We start from the raw sequence: 19674 nt of genomic DNA on the forward strand, positions 1-19674 counted from the left end.
TTTTTTTCGGTTTCCACAGGGTGGCCACAGTGACAGTTCCCATGGTTCAATTGAGATTCGACCAGCATTAACCCTTAGATTGACCAAAAGAACCGTCCCCATGGTATTTTGGTATAGTAATCATCGACTTAAATAAATCTCCATCTACTTGAATGGTGAATGTCCCTTTTTGGATATCGATGAGGCTTTCCGCAATCGATAGTCCTAAACCGCTGCCTTGACTTGTTCTGGATTCATCGCCTCTTTTAAAACGCTCCATTAGTTCGTCTGCTGTAATATTTAACTCATACGCAGAAATGTTCTTGAAGGTGAGCAGCACTTCGCTGCCTAAATCCTCGACATCGATATACACCCGCGACCCTTTGAGCGCATATTTGAATATATTGGATAATACGTTCTCAATGGACCTCCATAGTAATTTTCCATCAGCAGCAACATATACCTTTTCCTTAGGATAATGGAACTTAAAAGCTAAATCGAAATCTTCAATTTTATCACTTACTTCCCCAAGTCCCTGGGTGATTAAAGAGACAAGATCGATACGCTCCAATTGAACCGGAATACTCCCGCTGGAAGCCTTAGCCGCCTCAAATAAATCATCAGTCAGTATTTTTAACCTTTTCGATTTTTGATCCAGTACTTCGATATATTCCTCTGCCTTTGATGACAGCTTTTCTTTTTTCAATAAATCAACATAGGTAATAATCGAAGTTAACGGTGTCCTGATATCATGGGATACATTTGTGATGAGTTCGGTTTTTAACCGCTCACTTTTCAATTCGCTATCCACAGCCTTATTCAACCCATCGGTGATGCTATTGATATTAGCAGCAAGTCTCGCAAACTCACCTTTTCCGCCCACATTGATGGTATGATGAATATCTCCAGCCTTTATCCTCTCTACCCCTTCTTTAATGGCCTGAAATGACTTGACTCTCTTTAAGGCAACCCATGCTGCCAGACCTAAGGTTATCGGAAAGATAAAAAACGTTGCCGCAACCAATATCGGATACCCGATGACAATCAATACCGTCTTGACCCCAACACTTCCGCTATCATAAACATTTTTTACAAATTGAAACAGCCTACTGAACAATCGATAAATCAACGTATGCCTGAAGAACGTCCCATTCTTGAAATGCTTCACGAGCGATAGAATCAGCACGAACACTGCTGCCGCAATCGGGATTGTAATCGGAATCACCATTTTCTCGATGTTTGGGGAAGTGAACTCATCCAACATAACAACCCAAATAATTAATAGACCCATACCAAGCAGGATATTCAGATCAACATATAATTTATCCACTGCATGCATGCGCAGCTCTTCATCCTTAAATGACCTTCTTCCGGTCACGAGCAGCAGATAAACAAATGAAAGGATAAATCCTGCAAGAAAGGCTAATAATCTATAAAAAACACCCTTAATAATGACTTTATTTTCTTTCCATTCTTCTATTTTTTCATCTAAAAAATCCTTTGTAAAAGCAATCGAAACAACATGGCTTTCCGGATCCAACTCATCGATTCTTTCTGTAATCCAGTAGAAATGTTCATTCTCTGTTATTTCTTTGGGATATATGTCTCTTTTATATTCCTCAAACATCATATAGGAAGGATACGTTTTAAACCTTTCTCTTTCTGTACTTGTGTTTGTATACTCGTTCACACCATCACTTGCGTAATACATGGGAGCCTCAACCTCTTCCAGGCTCTGCACGAGTAAATGGTATTCCCTTAAATCATTTTTTATCAGCTTATCCCTTACCTTCGCGATTTTATCGGCATATTCGGTTTTAAATTTTTCATAGTTTTCCGCTTCACTAGCATTTGGATTATAACTTTTGGATTGATACACGAAATCTGAAAATAAGGGGTCCTCTTCGCCTCTTAATTCCTCCTCCGTAATACTTCCGCCCTTTAATATATGTTCCTCACTCTTAAACTCCCCAAACAGTCTCGTTAGATTACTAACAATACTCTCACTTTCCAGCACATATGCCTTGCTTAAAAAGTAGTTTTCTTCAAAAACAATACCAAGATCGCCATCATTAACTTCCTCAACATCTACAAATGCTTTGATGACACCTGTAAAACAGGTAATCATCATCATAAAAACGATCATTTTTGTTGTAATCGAATGACTATATTTTTTCAACTTTATATCCAACTCCCCACACGACCTTCAAATATTTTGGCTCTTTCGGATTGATTTCTATTTTCTCTCTAATTTTTCTGATATGAACGGTAACCGTATTTTCCGGGCTAAAAGCCGCTTCATTCCAAACCTTCTCATAAATCTCCTCGATGGAGAAAACCCTTCCGGCGTTTGCAGTCAGAAGCTTTACAATCTTATATTGAACCGGTGTCAGGTGGACCATCTCTCCATCAACGGTGATCGTTTTACTTTCATCATCGACAATGAGTCCCCCCGTTTGATAGACATTACTCTTAGTTTCAAGCCCTCCAAAAGATGTATATCTTCTCAGCTGTGATTTCACTCTAGCGATGAGCTCTAACGGGTTAAAAGGCTTGGTGATATAGTCATCCGCTCCAATATTTAATCCTAAAATTTTGTCATAATCCTCGGATTTGGCTGAAAGCATGATCACTGGTATTTTATTAGCTTCTCTAATTTTCATAGTAGCTCGAATTCCATCCATCCTAGGCATCATGATATCCATGATAATAAGATGGAGCTCCTGCTGATCGATGATTTCGATTGCCTCGATGCCGTCAAAGGCTTTAAATACTTGATAGCCCTCATTTTCCAAATAAATTCCAATCGCATCCACAATTGCCTTATCATCATCACAAACCAATACGTTCATGAATCATATCTCCCCTTTAATTTTTGCCTCTATAATCATAATACCCATCAAATCTTAACAAACTCTATATGTAAATCTTAAGATTTTCTTAGCATTAATGAAAGCCAGCTAGAATCCATGGTCCCGGGGTTTAGAAGCAATACGCCCCTCGGTTTTCCCGAGGGGCGTACGGTGTATCCTTATGCTTTTTTTGAGATTATTTTATTCTTTATCGTAACGGGTTGTTCGTTTTTTGCTGACATGATTTTCAGTTCGTTTGTCAGTCCTTTATAGGTGGAATAACACATTACGAGCATTAAAATGGCCAGTGGGATTGACGTTGCCACGAGGGCTGATTGTAAGCCCGACAAACCACCCGTCATAATTAATACAGCGGAAACGGCTGCAATGACAACACCCCAAATGATTTTAGTAGTAGTAGTAGGATTCGGATTACCGTTTTCACTAATCATCCCAAGTACGAAAATAGCTGAATCCGCGGATGTAATAAAGAAAATAAGCACGAGTACCATCGCTAAAATACTTAAGAATGTACTCATCGGGAAGTATTCAAAAAACTTAAATAGAGCAGACGTTACATCCGATGAAACTGCAGCTGCGATGGCTGTTTTGCCTTGATTTTCGATTAGATCAATCGCTGATCCCCCCATAACCGCAAACCACAAGAAGGAACCAAGTACAGGGATAAAGATAGCCCCCATCATAAATTCTTTTATGGTTCGACCCTTCGAAATCCTCGCCACAAAGCTTCCGACAAGCGGTGCCCAGGCAATCCACCAGCCAAAATAGAATAGTGTCCAGCTTCCGATCCACGATCCATCACTATATGGCTCCGTTCGGAATGACATACCGATAAAGTTTTGGGCATAATCCCCAATTCCTTGGAAAAAGATTTTTAAGATAGATTGAGTTGGTCCAAGTACGAGCATAAAAGCTAATAAAAGAAACGCCAACAGCATATTCAGATTGGATAAGTATTTCATGCCGCTTTGCAGTCCCGATACCGTTGATCCAAGATAAAGTACGGTTACGACAGCAATAATGATAACTTGAGAAAGGAACCCTACCGGAATACCCCAAAGGTAATTCATCCCGCTATTCACTTGCAATGTTCCAAATCCTAGAGACGTTGCAATTCCAATTACGATAGAAAGAGTAACAATAATATCAATAAACTTGCCGAACCTGCCATTAATTTTATCTCCTACTAACGGGTGAAAAGTCGAGCTTAAGGAAGAAGGCAGTTTTTTTCGAAATTGGAAGAATGCTAGAGAAACACCTACGACACCATAACATGCCCAGGCGGAAACACCCCAGTGCAGATAGACAAATTGCATCGCGAGCTTTGCTGATTCTTCAGATGATGCCTTTCCGAATGGGGGATCAATATAGTAAGATACCGGTTCTGCCACACCCCAAAACACAAGACTAATGCCGATAGAAGCACTGAAAAGCATCGCAATCCATGTACTCGTTTTAAATTCAGGGCGGTCGGAATCATCACCTAATCGAATATGCCCAAACTTTGACATACCAATATACATACAGAAAGAAAAGAAGATAAAAACACTGCCGAGAATAAACCAGCCTAAGTTATTATAGATAAAACTCAGAGATGAGTTGGAGAAAGTCTCTAACTGTTTTGGTGCAAAGATACCGATACTGATTAAGGCTAAGCTTATAGCCAACGAGAAATGGAATACGGTTTTCTTACCGTTCATATAAACACCTCTTTATCCTAGATTGATTTGGGTTTTCCCGATTGAAAGCGATTACTAAAAATGATACAGGAACATTGATAAATGCGTTTTTTTATATTACATTCGTTAGAATATTATGAATTTTTAAAGCGATAAGATATCATATGAAGAGCGATCCTTCATATGATATCACACATTTTACACGTTTAACTTATTGGAAGAAACAGTAGCTTCAATGATTTCAATAATCTTGTCAGCTACTTCGCCAGTAGAAGCCGTTCCACCCATATCGGGTGTTAGGACTTGCCCTTCCACCAAAAGCTGTTCAATGGCTTCCAGCACCAATTTCCCATATGCCTCATAGCCGAAAAAGTCGAGCATCTGACTTGCGGACCAAATCGTTGCTAACGGATTCGCAATCCCTCGTCCCGCAATGTCGGGTGCAGAACCATGAATCGGCTCAAACATCGATGGATAATCTCTTTCCGGATTAATATTTGCCCCTGCAGCAAGCCCAATACCCCCGGCAATCGCTGCACCTAAATCGGTCAAAATATCCCCAAACAGGTTGGATGTGACGACCACTTCAAATCGCTTCGGATCCTTAATCATCAGCATGGCCGCTGCATCGACAAGGTAAGATGCGGTTTCCACTTCAGGATACTCAGCACTCACCTCTTCAAAAACCTGATCCCAAAAAACCATCGAATAATTCAATGCGTTCCCCTTCGATATACTTGTCAGGGACCTGCCTTCTTTTTTGGCCGTTTCAAATGCATAACGGATAATCCGCTCTGTTCCCTTTCTGGAAAACACACTGTTTTGTAAAACCACTTCGTGATCCTGCCCTTTAAACAGCCAATCTCCAGCACCGGAATATTCGCCTTCACTGTTTTCACGGATGAACAGCATATTAATATCTTCCCGTTTCACATCGGTTAAGGCGGTTTTTGCCCCTTTTAATAAAGTCACGGGACGTATATTCACATATTGATCAAAGCTTTTTCGGATTTTCAGCAATAAATCCCACAAGGAAATGTGGTCAGGGACACCGGGAAAACCAACAGCCCCCAAGTAAATGGCATCAAACTCTTTTAGCTGCTCAATTCCATCCTCATCCATCATTTTTCCATGTTTCGAATAAAATTCACAGCCCCATGGAAAATAGGTGAAGTCAAATTGGAAGCTTGAATCGATGCTAGCCACTTTATTTAACACCTTGATCCCTTCGTTAATTACTTCTGGCCCAACACCATCGCCCGCAATTACTGCAATTTTTAGTATTTTCACAACAGTTAACTCCCTTTATTTTCAGCTATGATTCCAAACAATCAGTTTCATTTCGGTCATTTCTTCCACTGCATATTTAATACCCTCTCGGCCTGTCCCACTTTCTTTTACACCGCCGTATGGCATTTGATCAACACGATATGTTGGTACGTCATTAATAATAACACCGCCTACATGCAATTCCTGTGAGGCAAAAAGAGCATTTTTCACACTATTTGTATAAATACCAGCCTGAAGTCCAAAGCGGGAGTTATTTACTTCTTTAATCGCTTCCTCTACTGAACTTACCTTGTTCACAACGACAACCGGTGCAAAAGCTTCCTGACAGGATACCTTTAAATCGTGGTCGGCATCGGTAATAATCGTTGGCTCAAGAATACCGTCCACAAGCTTTCCTCCTGCCGCAATGTTTGCCGTGCTGCCCGCTGTTTCGTAAATCCAGCCTAATACACGTTCAGCTTCGCCCTTTGAAATTAATGCTGAAATATAGGTTTCCGGATCAAGTGGGTCACCAATTTTCAATTGCTTCGCCGCTGCCGTGAATTTCGTTACAAATTCTTCATAAACGTCTTCATGGGCATAGACACGCTGCAGGGAAATACATACCTGACCTTGGTTAGAGAATGCACCCATGATACAACGATCGATAATTTGATCAATGTCAATGTCTTTATCAATAATTAAGGCAGAATTGGAACCAAGCTCCAATGTCGTCTTTTTCAATCCCGCTTTACTGCGGATACCGATTCCGACACTCACGCTCCCCGTAAAGGTAACCATGCTCACGCGTTCATCCTCCACAATGGCATCCCCTACTGTACCACCAGGGCCAGTCACAACATTTAGGGCACCGGCTGGAAGACCTGCCTCCTGAAAGAGCTCAGCAATAAAGAGGGCAGATAGCGGTGTCTGTGAAGCAGGTTTTAAGACAATCGTGTTTCCTGCTGCAATCGCCGGCCCAACTTTATGAGCAACAAGGTTCATCGGAAAGTTAAAGGGTGTGATCGCTCCGATTACGCCAATCGGTTCTCTTACCGTATAGCCGAATCGGCCAACACCTCCTGCTGCGGCATCGAAAGGAATCGTTTCGCCATGAATTCGCTTTGCTTCTTCTGCTGCAAACTTATACGTTTCAATCGTTCTTGCCACTTCTGCCTTAGAAAACATAATGGGTTTTGCGGATTCACGGGTAATGATGTTAGCTGCTTCCTCTGCTCTTTCTTTTAAAAGAGTAACCACATTTTCCAAAATCTCTGCCCGCTTATAGGCCGGCATTTTCGCCATACCTTCACGTGCGTTGTAGGCAGCATCGATTGCTTTTTTCGTAAGCGCTTTATCTGCCATCGCAATTTGGGCTATTTCCTCTCCAGAATAAGGGGAGCGAAGTGGTGCATATTTTGCTGTTTCTACTTTTTCTCCATTGATCATTAGGAACTGTTTCGTCGACGTTAATTCACTCACATGTTTACTCATTTAGGGCCTCCAATACCATTTCATGAAATTGTAAAATCGCTTTTTCTGAGGATGAATATCTGCCATTATTAAATGCACGAGAACGGAAGCCAATTTGCTCCAGCTCAACAAGCTCAATATCTTCCTGGCGAACCTGTTCTGCAAATGCCACTAAGTCTTTTTCTTCTTGAGTCAAGTTTTCATCACGGAAATAATAGGTATAGACAGCCAAAGACGTTTCGTGATCAATTGGGATCATTTGAATGGTAGCCATATTACCAGGACCCGGATAAATGGTCACCATCAAATTCGGCCACAACCAGTAAAATGATCCGCCTTGCATTTCGGCTTCATCTAGATTAACCGTTCCATATTTTTTATCCTTTTTTACAATGGTACCTTGGATCGAATAATTGTCACATGTAATGATTTGGTAATCATTCATATCCAGAGCAGCAACGAAACTTGGATGGGCAACATGACAGTGGTCACATTCCAGATAGTTGTCAATATAGGCCTTCCAGTTTGCTTTCACCACACGTGTTCTTTGGTGAGTTCTTTTTAACTCACTTAAGAATGGGAACTTGCTCAATTTTTCAAAGAAATCGCCGTATGACTCGCTTAACGGCTTCGCATTATCATCAAGGTTCACGAAAATTAATGATTCCATAATCCCGATGCGAACAGAACGCAAACAAGCATCTGACACACAAGCCGCATCTTCCCCGCGAAAGTTCGGTGCTTTATTCAACTGTCCATCAAGCTTGAAGGTCCAGCCATGGTAACCGCATTGCAGGATTTTCTTGTTTCCTGCCTCTGTTCTTTCAAGCTTTGTCGCACGATGCGGACAAACATTGTAAAAAGCACGTATCACTTCATCTTTTCCGCGGGTTACAAGAATCGGCTCGCCTGCTACATCAAGAGTAAAAAAGTCCCCTGGCTTTTCTAATTGGCTGACATGGCCCACAAGCTGCCATGATTTTGAGAAAACAAGATCCATTTCTTTTTCCAATACTTTCGGGTCTGTATATTTGTCATATGGTAACGGTCTTTCAAATGTACGATTCGTTGCATTTTGCACTTTATTATAAGCCATGATTTTTTCCTCCATAATATAGATTCGATTTTTTTACTATTAAACTCTTACTTTCTGTTCTTTAGTGGCTTTACTGCTCTTTTCTTTTTTCTCCATCATGCTTGTACTGTGAAGCGGCTGCACCTTCGAATGTGGATCAAGGTAAACCTTAGCATTACTTATAGCTGTCGGCGCCTCACCAAAACCACTGGCAATCAGCTTCACTTTTCCTTTATACGTGCAAATATCCCCTGCCGCATAAATCCCTTTTATCGTTGTTTCCATTTGGGAATTGACAACGATTGAATTCCCTTCGATTTCTAAACCCCAGTCCTTTATCGGGCCGAGCGAGGAGACAAATCCGTAATTGACAAGGACATCATCCACTTCGATTTCTAATGAATCGCCACTGTTCGTTTCTGTCAAAACTACCTTTTCAACCTTGTTCTCTCCTATTAGTTCGACCGGAACATACGGCGTTAAAACCTCTACCTTTGACTTTTTCAATAATTCAACACTGTGTTCATGGGCACGGAACTTATCTCTTCTGTGAATGAGTGATACTTTTTCTGCTATGGGTTCAAGCATTAATGCCCAATCAACCGCAGAATCACCACCACCAAATACTGCAACCCTTCTTCCGGAAAAGCGACTTACATCCTGAACGAAATAATGGATATTTGCGCTTTCAAACTTTTCTTCGCCCTCTAATTTCAACTTCCGTGGCTGGAAGGCTCCATTTCCAGCCGTAATAATGACTGCTTTCGTATAATGAATTCCTTTGTTTGTTACGATTGCAAAAGACTGATCATCAAGACGCGTGATACTTTCAACTGATTCCTCTAAACAAAGTGTTGGTTGAAACTGGTTCATTTGCATCATTAAATGATCAATGAGCTCCCCTGCTCTCACCTTTGGAAACCCGGCAATATCATAAATATATTTTTCAGGGTACAACGCAGACAATTGTCCGCCTAGTTGGGGAAGACTTTCAATTATTTTTACAGAAGCTTTGCGCATCCCCGCATAGAAAGCGGTAAATAATCCAACTGGCCCTCCGCCGATAATGGTAATATCAAATGTTTCTAGTTGCTCTCCCATATCTTCCCTCCCTTTTGTCTTATGGGAAACGTGCACCGTTCACCAACGAAACAAAATAATGAATGACTCATACCTTTACTAATGCAAGTACTGTGCCAATGTTGTTAAACCCTAGAAACATGCAGATGATTTGTAAAAATATGCTGAATATTACGAATAAATGAGTTAAAATGAACTCACTGTTACTTAATTTGAAGCAAAAATAACTCACTTTTTAAAAAGAGGGGCTTTCTTATGAAAATATCAACTCACACAGGCAATGTAGAAATGACTGTTCAAACTCTATTAAAAATTCTTGATCACTCCTCTGACGAAATCTTCGTCCTTGATGGTGAAAAGCGAATTCTTTATGTCAATCAGGTTTGCGAAAAGCACTATGGCCTCAAACCAACAGAGGTCATCGGAAAGTTTAATGTCGAACTGTTTGAAAAAGGGTATTGGAAGCCTTCGATTGTTCCAGAGGTTTATAGAAGAAAAGAACCATGCTATATGAGGCAGGTCACGAATATTGGGGCAGAGTTAATGACCTCCGCCGTGCCTATCTTGAACGAAAAAGGCGAAATTGATCTCGTCGTTATCACCTCAACTCAGGTAGAAAACATTAAAATGATGAGGGCGAAGGAAGAGAATAGTGAGTCGAAATCCACTCACGAGTCTGCTGCTGAAGACCTTATCGTTACCAATAGCGGCAAGATCAAGAGTATCTTGGAGTTTTCCAAAAAGGTTGCCCCGACAGATTCAAATATTCTTATTCTTGGGGAGTCTGGAACAGGAAAAACGGTACTGGCCCAATATATCCATAAAATCAGCAAACGGAACAATGGACCCTTTCTAGCCATCAACTGTGCGGCCATTCCTGAAGAGCTATTAGAATCAGAGCTGTTTGGTTATGCAAATGGCGCCTTTACCGGTGCAAGTAAATTGGGGAAACAAGGACTTATCGAGGCGGGAAACGGCGGTACCATCTTTTTAGATGAGATTGGAGAAATGCCAGTATCTGTGCAGGCAAAACTTCTGCAGGTTATTCAGGAAAAACAGTTTATACCAGTCGGGAGCAATAAAATTAAAAAAGTGGATATTCGGATTATCGCTGCAACCAATAAAAACTTATCGGATATGGTGAAAGACAAAGCCTTTCGTGAGGATTTATTTTACCGGTTGAATGTGATTGATATTCACCTGCCACCTTTATCTGAAAGAAAAGAGGATATTATTCCCCTCATTTACAACTTTTTAAATAAATTTAATCAAAAGTATAATGAGAATAAAGTAATTTCCGATGAATGCCTAAACATTCTTATTCACTATTCCTGGCCAGGCAATATCCGTCAGTTGGAAAATTTAATGGAACGTTTAGTGATCATAAGTAATTCCATTATTCAACTTGCCGACCTACCGGATATTATCAATGAAAGTGTCGGACAGGTTACACAACTTGCGCTTCCAAACTCATTGGATAAAGCCCTTGATGAAACGAAGAGGACTTTTATCAGAAGATCCTTTCAAACGCACAAATCTTCTAGAAAGGTGGCAAACGACCTTGGCATCAGTCAAACCAAGGCATCAAACCTGATTAGAAAATATTGCTCAGATTTGGTGTGAGCTAAGGGGGACCTTGGGGACGGTTCTCCTGGCCTTTTTTATTTATGTGATGACCACAGAACCGTCCCCATGGCGAATATGATTTGAAAAAATGGAAAATACTTTTATGGATAATGAATAATAATGGGATAGGGGTTCTGAACATGCTGATGGAGCATTTGATTCTGGTTGCAATGTGGATTTTTGGCTTTGTTGGCTTGACCCTGTTTGTTCCGCGGAAAGATCGGCGAAAGGGATTCTTGGCATTCTTAATGTTTCAAGCCATCGTCTGGCTTTGCGATATGCCGGCTTTTAAATTTGATCTGTTAAGAGCGCCTATACGAGAGTTACCAAGAGCAACAGATCTCCCTCTTACCATCGATTACTTTTTTTACCCGGTTTTGTTTTCGATATTTTACGTACATAGACGGGTAAACGGCAGACTAGGGTCTAGAATTACCTACTTTTTTGTTTGGGTCTCTGCCTCAGCGTTGCTTGATATTGTGATTGAAAGATATACGGATTTATTAGAATATGAATGGTTGAAGTGGTATGGAATGTGGATTTACATGGGATTTCTCTTTTACGTGAGTCAAGTCTGCTGTAATTGGTTCTTTAAGGACAAAGCCTTGTTTCAGGCGGAGCGGTGGGAAGCAAATGAGAATTGAGTGGTGGATCCTCATTTCCGTGTACCCAGTGGCAACAGTAATTCTTTTTTTCATACCTAAAAATAAACGTCGAATTGCGGTAGTGGCCTTTTTATTCCAACAGGTTATTACTTTTATTACAGGCTTATTTGTCGTCGAGTGGGGGCTGCTTGAATACCCTGTTCGATTTTTTGCCTCGATCAATCGAGCGAGCTTCACGTTTGAGTATTATGCTTTTCCAGTCATATGTGCCGCCTTTAATGTCTGGTACCCCAACCATCGAAGTACTCTTATTCAATTGGGTTATTACGTTGGATATAGTACCGTTTTGACTATCGCTGAAGTGATAATCGAAAAATACACCGAACTCATCACCTACATATACTGGGATTGGTATATTAGTTGGGTTACCATAGGTCTTGCGTTATTGATAGGACGTTTATTTTGTGTCTGGTTTTTCAAGAAGGGAGAGGCATTATAGCATCTCCCCCTGCCTTTAAGATAAAAAAAGCAGAGAGCTCAACTCTCCGCCTGGACTAACCCCGTTACCGATGATCCGGTTTCCAGGATGAAAACCTTTTTTCAATCACTTCTTGACCAGTTTCACTGGAAAATGAGGTCGAAATCTGTTTTCACTCTTTAGAAGGCATCAAAAGAAATAGGCAAAGAAAAAAGAAATCCCTTATGAGATTAACGGGTTTACTTGTGAGGTGCAAAACGTCAAATCACCGACCTAATCACGCAGTAAATAGCATAACTTTCACAACACAGATCACAGTATATCAAAAAGGCTCAGAGTTATTTCCAACTCTAAGCCTTTTTTGTATTATCTTATTTCACTAAAGAAGCACCCTATAGTTTAAGTAGAAACTTTCACAATGTCTTCCACAATTAAATAAAAGCGCCCTTTAGCGAAGGGACTGTTAGTTTTATCCAGGTTAAACTCGGTTATTTTTAATGAATCATTCAATTTTATTAAGTACATTTCTTTTTACTAATTCCTTCTCTTTAACAAAATGAAATCCATATAAAAGAAGTGCTAACATCGTTAAAACATACATTAACTGGATTTTTTTCATACGCACCAGCGATGCAACTCCAAATTTTTTAAGGATAGGTTCTCCAACATATGTAAAAGCTAAATGCACGATTAAATTCAACCCTATATATCTTATAATGTTGCCATAAGCAAATTTCATAATCCATAATGAACCGGCAAAGAATGTACCCCAAGTAAAAGGAAATGACGCCAAAACGGAGGGGTGTTTTTTTCCATACCACAACCACCATCTTCTCTTTTTCGCAATAAACTGAACCACTGTCACAATAATAGCCATAAAAAGGGAGGTGGGGAGAAATCGTTTAACGGATTTTTTGCCTGCAAAAGCAAGAGAAAACCAAGAAAGAACCGTCATCAATACCAAAAATGGTTTCACATATTTCATAATAACTACCTCTTCTAACTGTCTTTAGGAGATAATTTACCCAGTTTTAGGGACTTTATTAAAAGTATTTAATAAATCCTTACTTCGCAATATGGACCGATTGTTGAACATAAGTTAAACAACTCTCTTCAACTAAACTGCTACCGTTAGCGTAAGAGCATCTTTTCACAAACTTTCCAATATCTATAATATGATTTTAAAATAAATATCCAATAGCCTTCGTGATTGCAACACAATTCACTCACTAAATCACAAAGAATTCGCACATCCTCCAATAATTATTTCATACCCTATGATTTAATATGTGAATTAGGGCGAAACGGATGAAAGAAATTCGTCGAAATGTTGTTAAATCAATAAAAAACGCACTGTGAATTATATTGTGAATTCAAGTGCGTTTTCCTATGTGTTTTACTGTTGTCCCTTTGAAAATTATATGTTCTAATTCAAAGACTAAATTCCGACCTAAAAAGCCACAAGAATCGTCCCCTATGTTCACCATGAAACGACAATCCACTCATCGTGCTCTTCTATTGAAAAATCATCATCAAATTCCTGAGGACCTACCAATTCAACGCTTTCTCCGGTTTGAGCCACCTGTTTGACGCCTTCGATAATTTTTTCTGCAGACTCACCTTTGTCTGCCATCAAATCACAAAGTATATCGATATGGTTTGGCGCAGCACTTGCAACTCCCGTACTCATACCGACGAGCACCTCTTCATCTTTCACAATCGCAAAAACGTCAGAATACGGAATAGCATAAAGTGTAGCCCCGTATTTCACTGCAACATTTATCCAATCTTGAAATTTTTCTTCATGCATCAAATTAATATATTTCGAATCCCCGAACATAATAAAATCCTCAGCAAGTGTTTCTTCCTTTTCATCTACTAGGGGTTCCGTAGGTTCCTGTGATAGGGTTTGAATTTCATTTTCCTCTTCTTCTACCGTCTGAGGAGAAATTGACCTTTGCGTTTCAACATTGTCATTATTTTCACTGTTTATCAGTTTAATATCTTGATTGCTCTCAATCATTTCATTTTCAGTTATCATTTGGGTTGGTTCTAAAGTGATAGTTTGTGGAGATAGTTCAACAGTAGTATCTACCTTACTCTGAGAAACATCTTCAGAAGAACATGCAGCCATTAACATCAAAAGAGTGATCAAAATTAAACCATGCTTCATCCTTTTATTCCCCCCAAAAATTATATCTACCTATTAAACGTTTTAAAATTGGAAATGTTCCCTATTTTCTTAAAAATAGTCCAATAGTTACAGTACGTAAATTTCAACTATTCCATCACGACTATCTACTAAATAAATAGATTAGAGCTGTATGTTAAAAGGAAACTCCTAATCCCTTTTTTAAATACCCGCATTTACATTAAACTAAACCACCCATTTATAACGTTGATACGAAGGATTGGACTTTGTTGAAGTTGACATAGATTTTGATGAAGAGGGTAAATCCTGAAACGAAAGAGTACTATAAATGTCTCGTATGATTGAATACTGTTCATTTGAAATAAGGAAGTTGTTGGAAATTATACTTTCAGAATAATCACATAAGTGTTACTATTAAATTATTAATATAATCGATATCGTCACAAAGTCAAGTTCTAACGAGAATCTATGTGAACCACTGGTTTAATCATTCAAAGGGAGTGTTTTATTTGAAATTCAAATCCATCCTTTGTTTCTTTCGCAGACGACATAAGTACAGTTATTACACTAGTAAATGCATCAGATGTGGAAAACGTAGTAATTCTATGTAAAAAAAAGAGCCTTAGGGCTCTTTTTTTCGACTCTTCGGGAGTCCATGGGGACGGTTCTCCCGATATTTTATATTTTAACAAAGACCACAAGAACCGTCCCCACGGTCCTCACCACGGTCCTCAGAACCGTCCACTTGGCATACTATAAATTAAGATCTAAAGTATTTACTTCCTGACCGTCAACCAATAACTTTCCATTCAAAATGGTAAATTTCTTGCCAATGGGAAAATATCCGTGTTGGTAATCTTGAACATAAGCAATTTCATAATCCCCATCCGGAAGCCGGGATTTGTAAAAGCCATTTTGAATCCAAATATTTTCTCCCATTCCCCCAGTTTCACCTGTCGAGTTGAAACCCAAGTAACCTTCCATGACCGGTTCTCCACCAACAGTAACGTTTCCTGTTAAATTTAAAGGAGGAACCTCGATGGCTAATTCTTCTTTCTGTTCACCGTTAACATAGATTACACCGGATACAATGCTAAAATCTATATTAGGATTGAACGAGGTGCCATCATTTAGGGTTACATAGTAAACCTGATAATTTCCATCCTTCAAACGGGATTGAAATCCGCCTTCTTCATTTGCATAGATCCAGACAGAGTGTGGATAATCCACCTCCCGTTCCATAATTGAAATACCTCCACTAACCGGGTTCCCGGAATCAGAAAGTGCCCCTTTTAACGTAATAGCGGGAACGGAAATATTTAGATCTTCCTGGAGCTGCTCATTGACATATAGTTCACCAGATACAATCTGGAACTCGATTTCAGGACTGTATGCTCCACCATCCTGAAGATAGACATTACTTACCCTATAAGTTCCATCAGGAAGGCGGGCTTGAAATTGACCATCTTCATTTGCCCAAGCCATCATCTGTAATGGGTTGTCAGCATCGTACATTTCCATGATGTTAAGCTGCCCAGCAAGGGGGGCCCCTGATTCTGTCAAAATTCCTTTTAACGTAACAGGCGGAATCGATACCTCAAGAGTGTCTTGTATTTGACCGTCTATATTTAATTGACCCGAAACGATACTGAATTCTTTTTCGGCACGGAATTCTGTTCTGTCGTCCAGACTTACACTAGACACTGTATAATTGCCATCCGGCAGGCGGAAGTTGAATCTGCCTTCTTCATCTGTTCTTCCCCAAAATGTTTGAGGATTAGCCTCATTATTAGTTTGCGAGATAAATAGGCTGCCAGTAACAGGGTTCCCTGATTCTGTCACAGTTCCGGTTAACGACATTGCTGGAACGGAAATCTCTAACAGTTCCTGCAGCTGCCCATTGACGTAGGTTTTTCCATCAAGAATTGAAAATTCCTGATTAATCGTTACAGATGTTCCATCCTCAAGAAGAACATGGCTAAACATATAGTCACCATCTGTCAGGCGCAAAGTGAAGATTCCATCTGGATTTAAGCTTTGTCCGCTGCAAAAGCTTTGGTCATTAGAACACACATAGTAGGAACCAAATTTTACTGCATGTTCTCCTTCCTTAACAATGCCATGTAAACTAACTGGTGGTACCTGCAATTCTAATAACTCTCGTTTTTCGCCATCAATAAATAACTGGCCATTGATGATTTCAAACTTAGTTGAGACCGAGAACCCCTCTTGTCCATCTATTAAGGAACCGTTCGATACTTTATATGATCCATCCTTCAGCCGTAACGAAAAGATTCCTTTTTCATCTGTTTCTGCATGGTGCCATTCATAATTTTCAATATTATCGATATTAACTCGACCTTGTACGTCCGTTCCTGAATCGATCAATTTTCCTGAAAGAGTAATCGGAGGTAAATCAATGGTTAACGCCGATTTGACCGCACCTTCTTGAACAAGTTGCCCTTCACGAATTTCGAAAGAAACGTCCACACGTGTATTACTTAATTCCTCATTAATCTCAATTATTTTATACTGCCCATCCTTCAGCCTGTATTGGAACTTCCCTTTGGAGTCCACGATGGTAGAAAAATAGTTATTTTCTCCATCATCTGTTTCTCCCGTGAACGTGATATTTCCATTAGAAATAGGCTTATTGCCATCCATGATAATACCTTGTACGTTCACATCAGGAACCGTCATTTTAACTATTTCTGTCTTTTGCCCGTCAATATAAATGTCCCCATTCATCACTTCAAACGTAATGTGTTTCCACGATGAGTAGGTACTGTGATTGACACTTAGGGAATACACTCCGTCAGAAAGTGCCCTTAAGGAAAATGCCCCTTGTTTATTCGTAATAACTTCCTGGATAAATTCATCGTATTCAATTCCTTGTTTCTCTAATACGATGTGAGCTCCAGATAATGGTTTGGATGAATCAGCAAGTTTTCCGGCATATTTTTCAACTGGGACAGTAATAGCCAGATGGTCTTCAGGTTCGCCATCTACTAACACGATTCCGCCTTCAACTTTAAAGCTTAACGCATAAATGTATATGCCCCCATTAAATTCTATTCCATTTAGGTAGTAGTCTCCGTCAGGAAGTGAAGCAGTAAAGCTTCCATCACCCTTTGAAGATACGGTATACACATCTGCCACGTTTCCATTGTGTTCTTTTAACAAGACCAAGTCTGCTTTTAGTCCTTTGCTTCCTTCCTTAATTACACCAGTCAAATTACCAGATTGGGCTGAAGCATTTTTGCCTTGTTTTTTTTCAGAAAGATTAATTTCTCCCTGAATTTTTCCATCTTTGACTACAAAACTTTCATTTGTACCATACGCATTAGAACCGCTGCCTGCGATTCCTTTAATAGCGTAGGTACCATCTGTTAATTTTGTCTTAAATGTTCCGGAAGCATCTGTCCTTGTTTGGATCCAATTTGACCTTCCTTTTTCCTGAATCATAACAAGGACATTTTCTACGGGTGCTCCATTATCTTTAATAGTTCCATGTACCGCTGATTTTATTGAATCCGTACCCTGGATTTCGGCTCCCCCTTTACTATTAATCTGGGAAGCTTGTACATTTCCAATTGTAAAGCTCATAAAAACTACTGATAACAAAAACAAATACAGCCCCTTTTTAACCATTCATGTTCCCCCCACTTTGATATTAGTAAAAATAACAGTCCTCAAAAACTATTACACTCCCAGATAATTGTATTCGACTTTAATCGATTTTTCCCTTGTAATTTTCTCCATTCTTTTGACAACAACCTATCAACTTTCGGCAAGTATAGAGTCTGGAAATGCCGCGGGAATGCCGCGGGGACGGTTCTCATGGTTTTTACGACCACAAGAACCGTCCCCATGGTCTCCCACACTCTTCTAGCCACTAATAAGATACCTTTGCAGTATGAAGGACTGCTGCCTCTAATACATGGATCCCCGTTAAGATATCCTCCATTTCAGTATGTTCATGAGGGTGGTGGCTTAAGCCATCCTTTGATGGGATAAAGATTAGCCCTGTTGGACCAAAGCCAGTCATATTCATAGCATCATGTCCTGCCCCGCTTTGCATGAGCTTAAAAGGTAATTGGTTCTCTTCACAAATATGGCTGAGCAATTGGCATAGGTCAGAAGATAGAAGTACGGGTTCCTCGATACTGAGCTCTTTATAATCAATGTGAAGCGCCCTTTTCTGTCCAACCGAAGCAATCGTTTGATAAAAGCAATCTAGTACCCTCTGTCTTGACTCAAACGAGGAAGAACGAATATCAATTTTCATTTCTACTTCCCCCGGTACAACATTCATAGCCCCTGCCTTAACGCCCAAGACACCTACTGTCGCGACAGTCCCAAAGGTTTCTTCAAGATTTGCTGCTTCTTCAAGCTCTAATGAAATCTCAGCTGCTCCTAAAAGAGCATCCTTTCTCATGTTCATCGGTGTGGTCCCGGAATGAGAAGCTTTTCCGAAGATGTTGACAATAAATCGGGCAGGAGCAGCAATGCCCGTTACAATACCAATTTTTTTCTTTTCTGTTTCCAACACTGGCCCTTGTTCAATATGTAGCTCAAAAAACGCCTCGAATCTTTCATTTTTGCGGCTCGCTTGATCAATCCCATTAAAGTCTAGAGCGCAAAGGGAAAAGGCCCTTTCCATCGAAATCCCATCATGGTCGGTTAAGTGGCGGTACTTCTCCTTATCAATTCGACCTGCCATCGCTTTACTGCCAATGGTGGAAACACCAAAGCGTGAAGATTCCTCACAAGCAAACGAAATGATTTCAATTGGATGTTCGGTCACAATCCCTTTCTCATTTAGGCGATTGATAATCTCAAGTGCAGCCGTTACACCAACAACGCCATCGTATTTACCACCCTGATAGACTGAATCGATATGGGAACCCATCACCACCGGAGGAAGATCATTCCGTTTTCCTTCACGTCTCGCAATTAAGTTTCCAGCAGGATCGAGTTTGACAGTCATTTTTGCATCCTTACACATCCTCATCAGGGCATGAGTGCAAGCTTGCTCTTCTTGCGTATAGGCAATTCGGGTAATTCCCTTCTCACCTGAATTATACTGATGGATTTTATTTAAAAAGGTTTCGTATCTTTGCCTATTTTCCATAGGAGTACCCTCCGTTATAGTGAATTCAACTACAAAGTAATATATTTATGTTTATCGAGACATTGGTACCAAACTCCAAAGAAAAACGGTAAGTATGAGCGTTCGTTATCATTATTGTAATATGGATGATTATAATTATCTATCAAGTATAGTACCGGATTCAATGAGGACGGTTCTTCTCCTGGTCTTTTTTTAAGTGAAGACCACAAGAACCGTCCCCATGGTCTTCTTTTCAGTAAAAATAAAGACCT

General features: G+C 40.0%; 14 protein-coding genes. 3 read left to right on the forward strand and 11 right to left on the reverse strand.

The features are described from left to right. Window positions 1-67 precede the first annotated feature (67 nt). The 7 genes from MLOOGBEN_RS14020 to MLOOGBEN_RS14050 all read right to left on the reverse strand — a co-directional run bounded on the left by MLOOGBEN_RS14020 (window position 68) and on the right by MLOOGBEN_RS14050 (window position 9449). A complete protein-coding gene (locus MLOOGBEN_RS14020; RefSeq protein WP_256989092.1) occupies window positions 68-2158 on the reverse strand; it encodes a sensor histidine kinase in 2091 nt (696 codons plus the stop codon). Continuing rightward, complete coding sequence (locus MLOOGBEN_RS14025) at window positions 2145-2831, reverse strand: response regulator transcription factor (RefSeq protein WP_179158881.1); 687 nt, start codon at window positions 2829-2831, stop codon at window positions 2145-2147. Before MLOOGBEN_RS14025 ends, MLOOGBEN_RS14020 begins: the two co-directional genes overlap by 14 nt. A 179-nt stretch (window positions 2832-3010) precedes the next feature. Continuing rightward, window positions 3011-4552, reverse strand: a complete 1542-nt coding sequence (locus MLOOGBEN_RS14030; RefSeq protein WP_179158882.1) for a BCCT family transporter — start codon at window positions 4550-4552, stop codon at window positions 3011-3013. A gap of 177 nt (window positions 4553-4729) precedes the next feature. Then, window positions 4730-5821, reverse strand: a complete 1092-nt coding sequence (locus MLOOGBEN_RS14035) for a tartrate dehydrogenase (protein WP_179158883.1) — start codon at window positions 5819-5821, stop codon at window positions 4730-4732. Window positions 5822-5842: 21 nt separating this feature from the next. Then, complete coding sequence (locus MLOOGBEN_RS14040) at window positions 5843-7294, reverse strand: aldehyde dehydrogenase family protein (protein WP_179158884.1); 1452 nt, start codon at window positions 7292-7294, stop codon at window positions 5843-5845. After that, window positions 7287-8369 carry an aromatic ring-hydroxylating oxygenase subunit alpha gene (locus tag MLOOGBEN_RS14045; protein ID WP_179158885.1) on the reverse strand — a complete coding sequence of 361 codons (1083 nt, stop codon included), beginning with the start codon at window positions 8367-8369 and terminating at the stop codon, window positions 7287-7289. Before MLOOGBEN_RS14045 ends, MLOOGBEN_RS14040 begins: the two co-directional genes overlap by 8 nt. Before the next feature lie 39 nt (window positions 8370-8408). After that, the gene (locus MLOOGBEN_RS14050) at window positions 8409-9449 is read right to left on the reverse strand and encodes an NAD(P)/FAD-dependent oxidoreductase (protein WP_179158886.1); all 1041 of its coding nucleotides are present in this window, start codon (window positions 9447-9449) and stop codon (window positions 8409-8411) included. Between the two features lie 234 nt (window positions 9450-9683). On the opposite strand from MLOOGBEN_RS14050, the gene MLOOGBEN_RS14055 reads away from it, so the two are divergent. The 3 genes from MLOOGBEN_RS14055 (at window position 9684) to MLOOGBEN_RS14065 (ending at window position 12158) form a co-directional block, all read left to right on the forward strand. Further along, window positions 9684-11051 (forward strand): sigma-54 interaction domain-containing protein, encoded by a 1368-nt coding sequence (locus MLOOGBEN_RS14055; protein ID WP_179158887.1) that lies wholly within the window; start codon window positions 9684-9686, stop codon window positions 11049-11051. 143 nt (window positions 11052-11194) lie between these two features. Then, window positions 11195-11698: a CBO0543 family protein gene (locus tag MLOOGBEN_RS14060; RefSeq protein ID WP_179158888.1), complete on the forward strand. Its 504-nt coding sequence runs from the start codon at window positions 11195-11197 to the stop codon at window positions 11696-11698. Next, window positions 11688-12158, forward strand: coding sequence for a CBO0543 family protein (locus MLOOGBEN_RS14065; RefSeq protein WP_179158889.1), 471 nt, complete (start codon window positions 11688-11690; stop codon window positions 12156-12158). The genes MLOOGBEN_RS14060 and MLOOGBEN_RS14065 overlap by 11 nt, the downstream gene beginning before the upstream one ends. A gap of 481 nt (window positions 12159-12639) precedes the next feature. Here the strand turns inward: MLOOGBEN_RS14065 and MLOOGBEN_RS14070 are convergent, their stop codons facing one another. The 4 genes from MLOOGBEN_RS14070 to MLOOGBEN_RS14085 all read right to left on the reverse strand — a co-directional run bounded on the left by MLOOGBEN_RS14070 (window position 12640) and on the right by MLOOGBEN_RS14085 (window position 19423). Next, on the reverse strand, window positions 12640-13122 hold the full coding sequence (locus MLOOGBEN_RS14070) for a hypothetical protein (protein ID WP_179158890.1): 483 nt from the start codon (window positions 13120-13122) through the stop codon (window positions 12640-12642). A 495-nt stretch (window positions 13123-13617) separates the two neighbouring features. Further along, window positions 13618-14310: a hypothetical protein gene (locus MLOOGBEN_RS14075; RefSeq protein WP_179158891.1), complete on the reverse strand. Its 693-nt coding sequence runs from the start codon at window positions 14308-14310 to the stop codon at window positions 13618-13620. Window positions 14311-15042: 732 nt separating this feature from the next. Next, window positions 15043-17940 (reverse strand): carboxypeptidase-like regulatory domain-containing protein, encoded by a 2898-nt coding sequence (locus MLOOGBEN_RS14080; RefSeq protein WP_179158892.1) that lies wholly within the window; start codon window positions 17938-17940, stop codon window positions 15043-15045. 244 nt (window positions 17941-18184) lie between these two features. Continuing rightward, a complete protein-coding gene (locus MLOOGBEN_RS14085; RefSeq protein ID WP_179158893.1) occupies window positions 18185-19423 on the reverse strand; it encodes a Zn-dependent hydrolase in 1239 nt (412 codons plus the stop codon). Between the last annotated feature and the right edge of the window lie 251 nt (window positions 19424-19674).

Source organism: Bacillus sp. EB106-08-02-XG196 (genome assembly GCF_013396335.1).
Classification (GTDB): Bacteria; Bacillota; Bacilli; order Bacillales; family Cytobacillaceae; genus Neobacillus.

What these genes read in the sequence shown, in the direction of transcription:
- MLOOGBEN_RS14070 (WP_179158890.1), bottom strand. Translation starts at nt 13,122, where the DNA reads ATGAAATATGTGAAACCATTTTTGGTATTGATGACGGTTCTTTCTTGG.
- MLOOGBEN_RS14085 (WP_179158893.1), bottom strand. Translation starts at nt 19,423, where the DNA reads ATGGAAAATAGGCAAAGATACGAAACCTTTTTAAATAAAATCCATCAG.
- MLOOGBEN_RS14025 (WP_179158881.1), bottom strand. Translation starts at nt 2,831, where the DNA reads ATGAACGTATTGGTTTGTGATGATGATAAGGCAATTGTGGATGCGATT.
- MLOOGBEN_RS14040 (WP_179158884.1), bottom strand. Translation starts at nt 7,294, where the DNA reads ATGAGTAAACATGTGAGTGAATTAACGTCGACGAAACAGTTCCTAATG.
- MLOOGBEN_RS14055 (WP_179158887.1), top strand. Translation starts at nt 9,684, where the DNA reads ATGAAAATATCAACTCACACAGGCAATGTAGAAATGACTGTTCAAACT.
- MLOOGBEN_RS14045 (WP_179158885.1), bottom strand. Translation starts at nt 8,369, where the DNA reads ATGGCTTATAATAAAGTGCAAAATGCAACGAATCGTACATTTGAAAGA.
- MLOOGBEN_RS14065 (WP_179158889.1), top strand. Translation starts at nt 11,688, where the DNA reads ATGAGAATTGAGTGGTGGATCCTCATTTCCGTGTACCCAGTGGCAACA.
- MLOOGBEN_RS14075 (WP_179158891.1), bottom strand. Translation starts at nt 14,310, where the DNA reads ATGAAGCATGGTTTAATTTTGATCACTCTTTTGATGTTAATGGCTGCA.
- MLOOGBEN_RS14030 (WP_179158882.1), bottom strand. Translation starts at nt 4,552, where the DNA reads ATGAACGGTAAGAAAACCGTATTCCATTTCTCGTTGGCTATAAGCTTA.
- MLOOGBEN_RS14050 (WP_179158886.1), bottom strand. Translation starts at nt 9,449, where the DNA reads ATGGGAGAGCAACTAGAAACATTTGATATTACCATTATCGGCGGAGGG.
- MLOOGBEN_RS14060 (WP_179158888.1), top strand. Translation starts at nt 11,195, where the DNA reads ATGCTGATGGAGCATTTGATTCTGGTTGCAATGTGGATTTTTGGCTTT.
- MLOOGBEN_RS14080 (WP_179158892.1), bottom strand. Translation starts at nt 17,940, where the DNA reads ATGGTTAAAAAGGGGCTGTATTTGTTTTTGTTATCAGTAGTTTTTATG.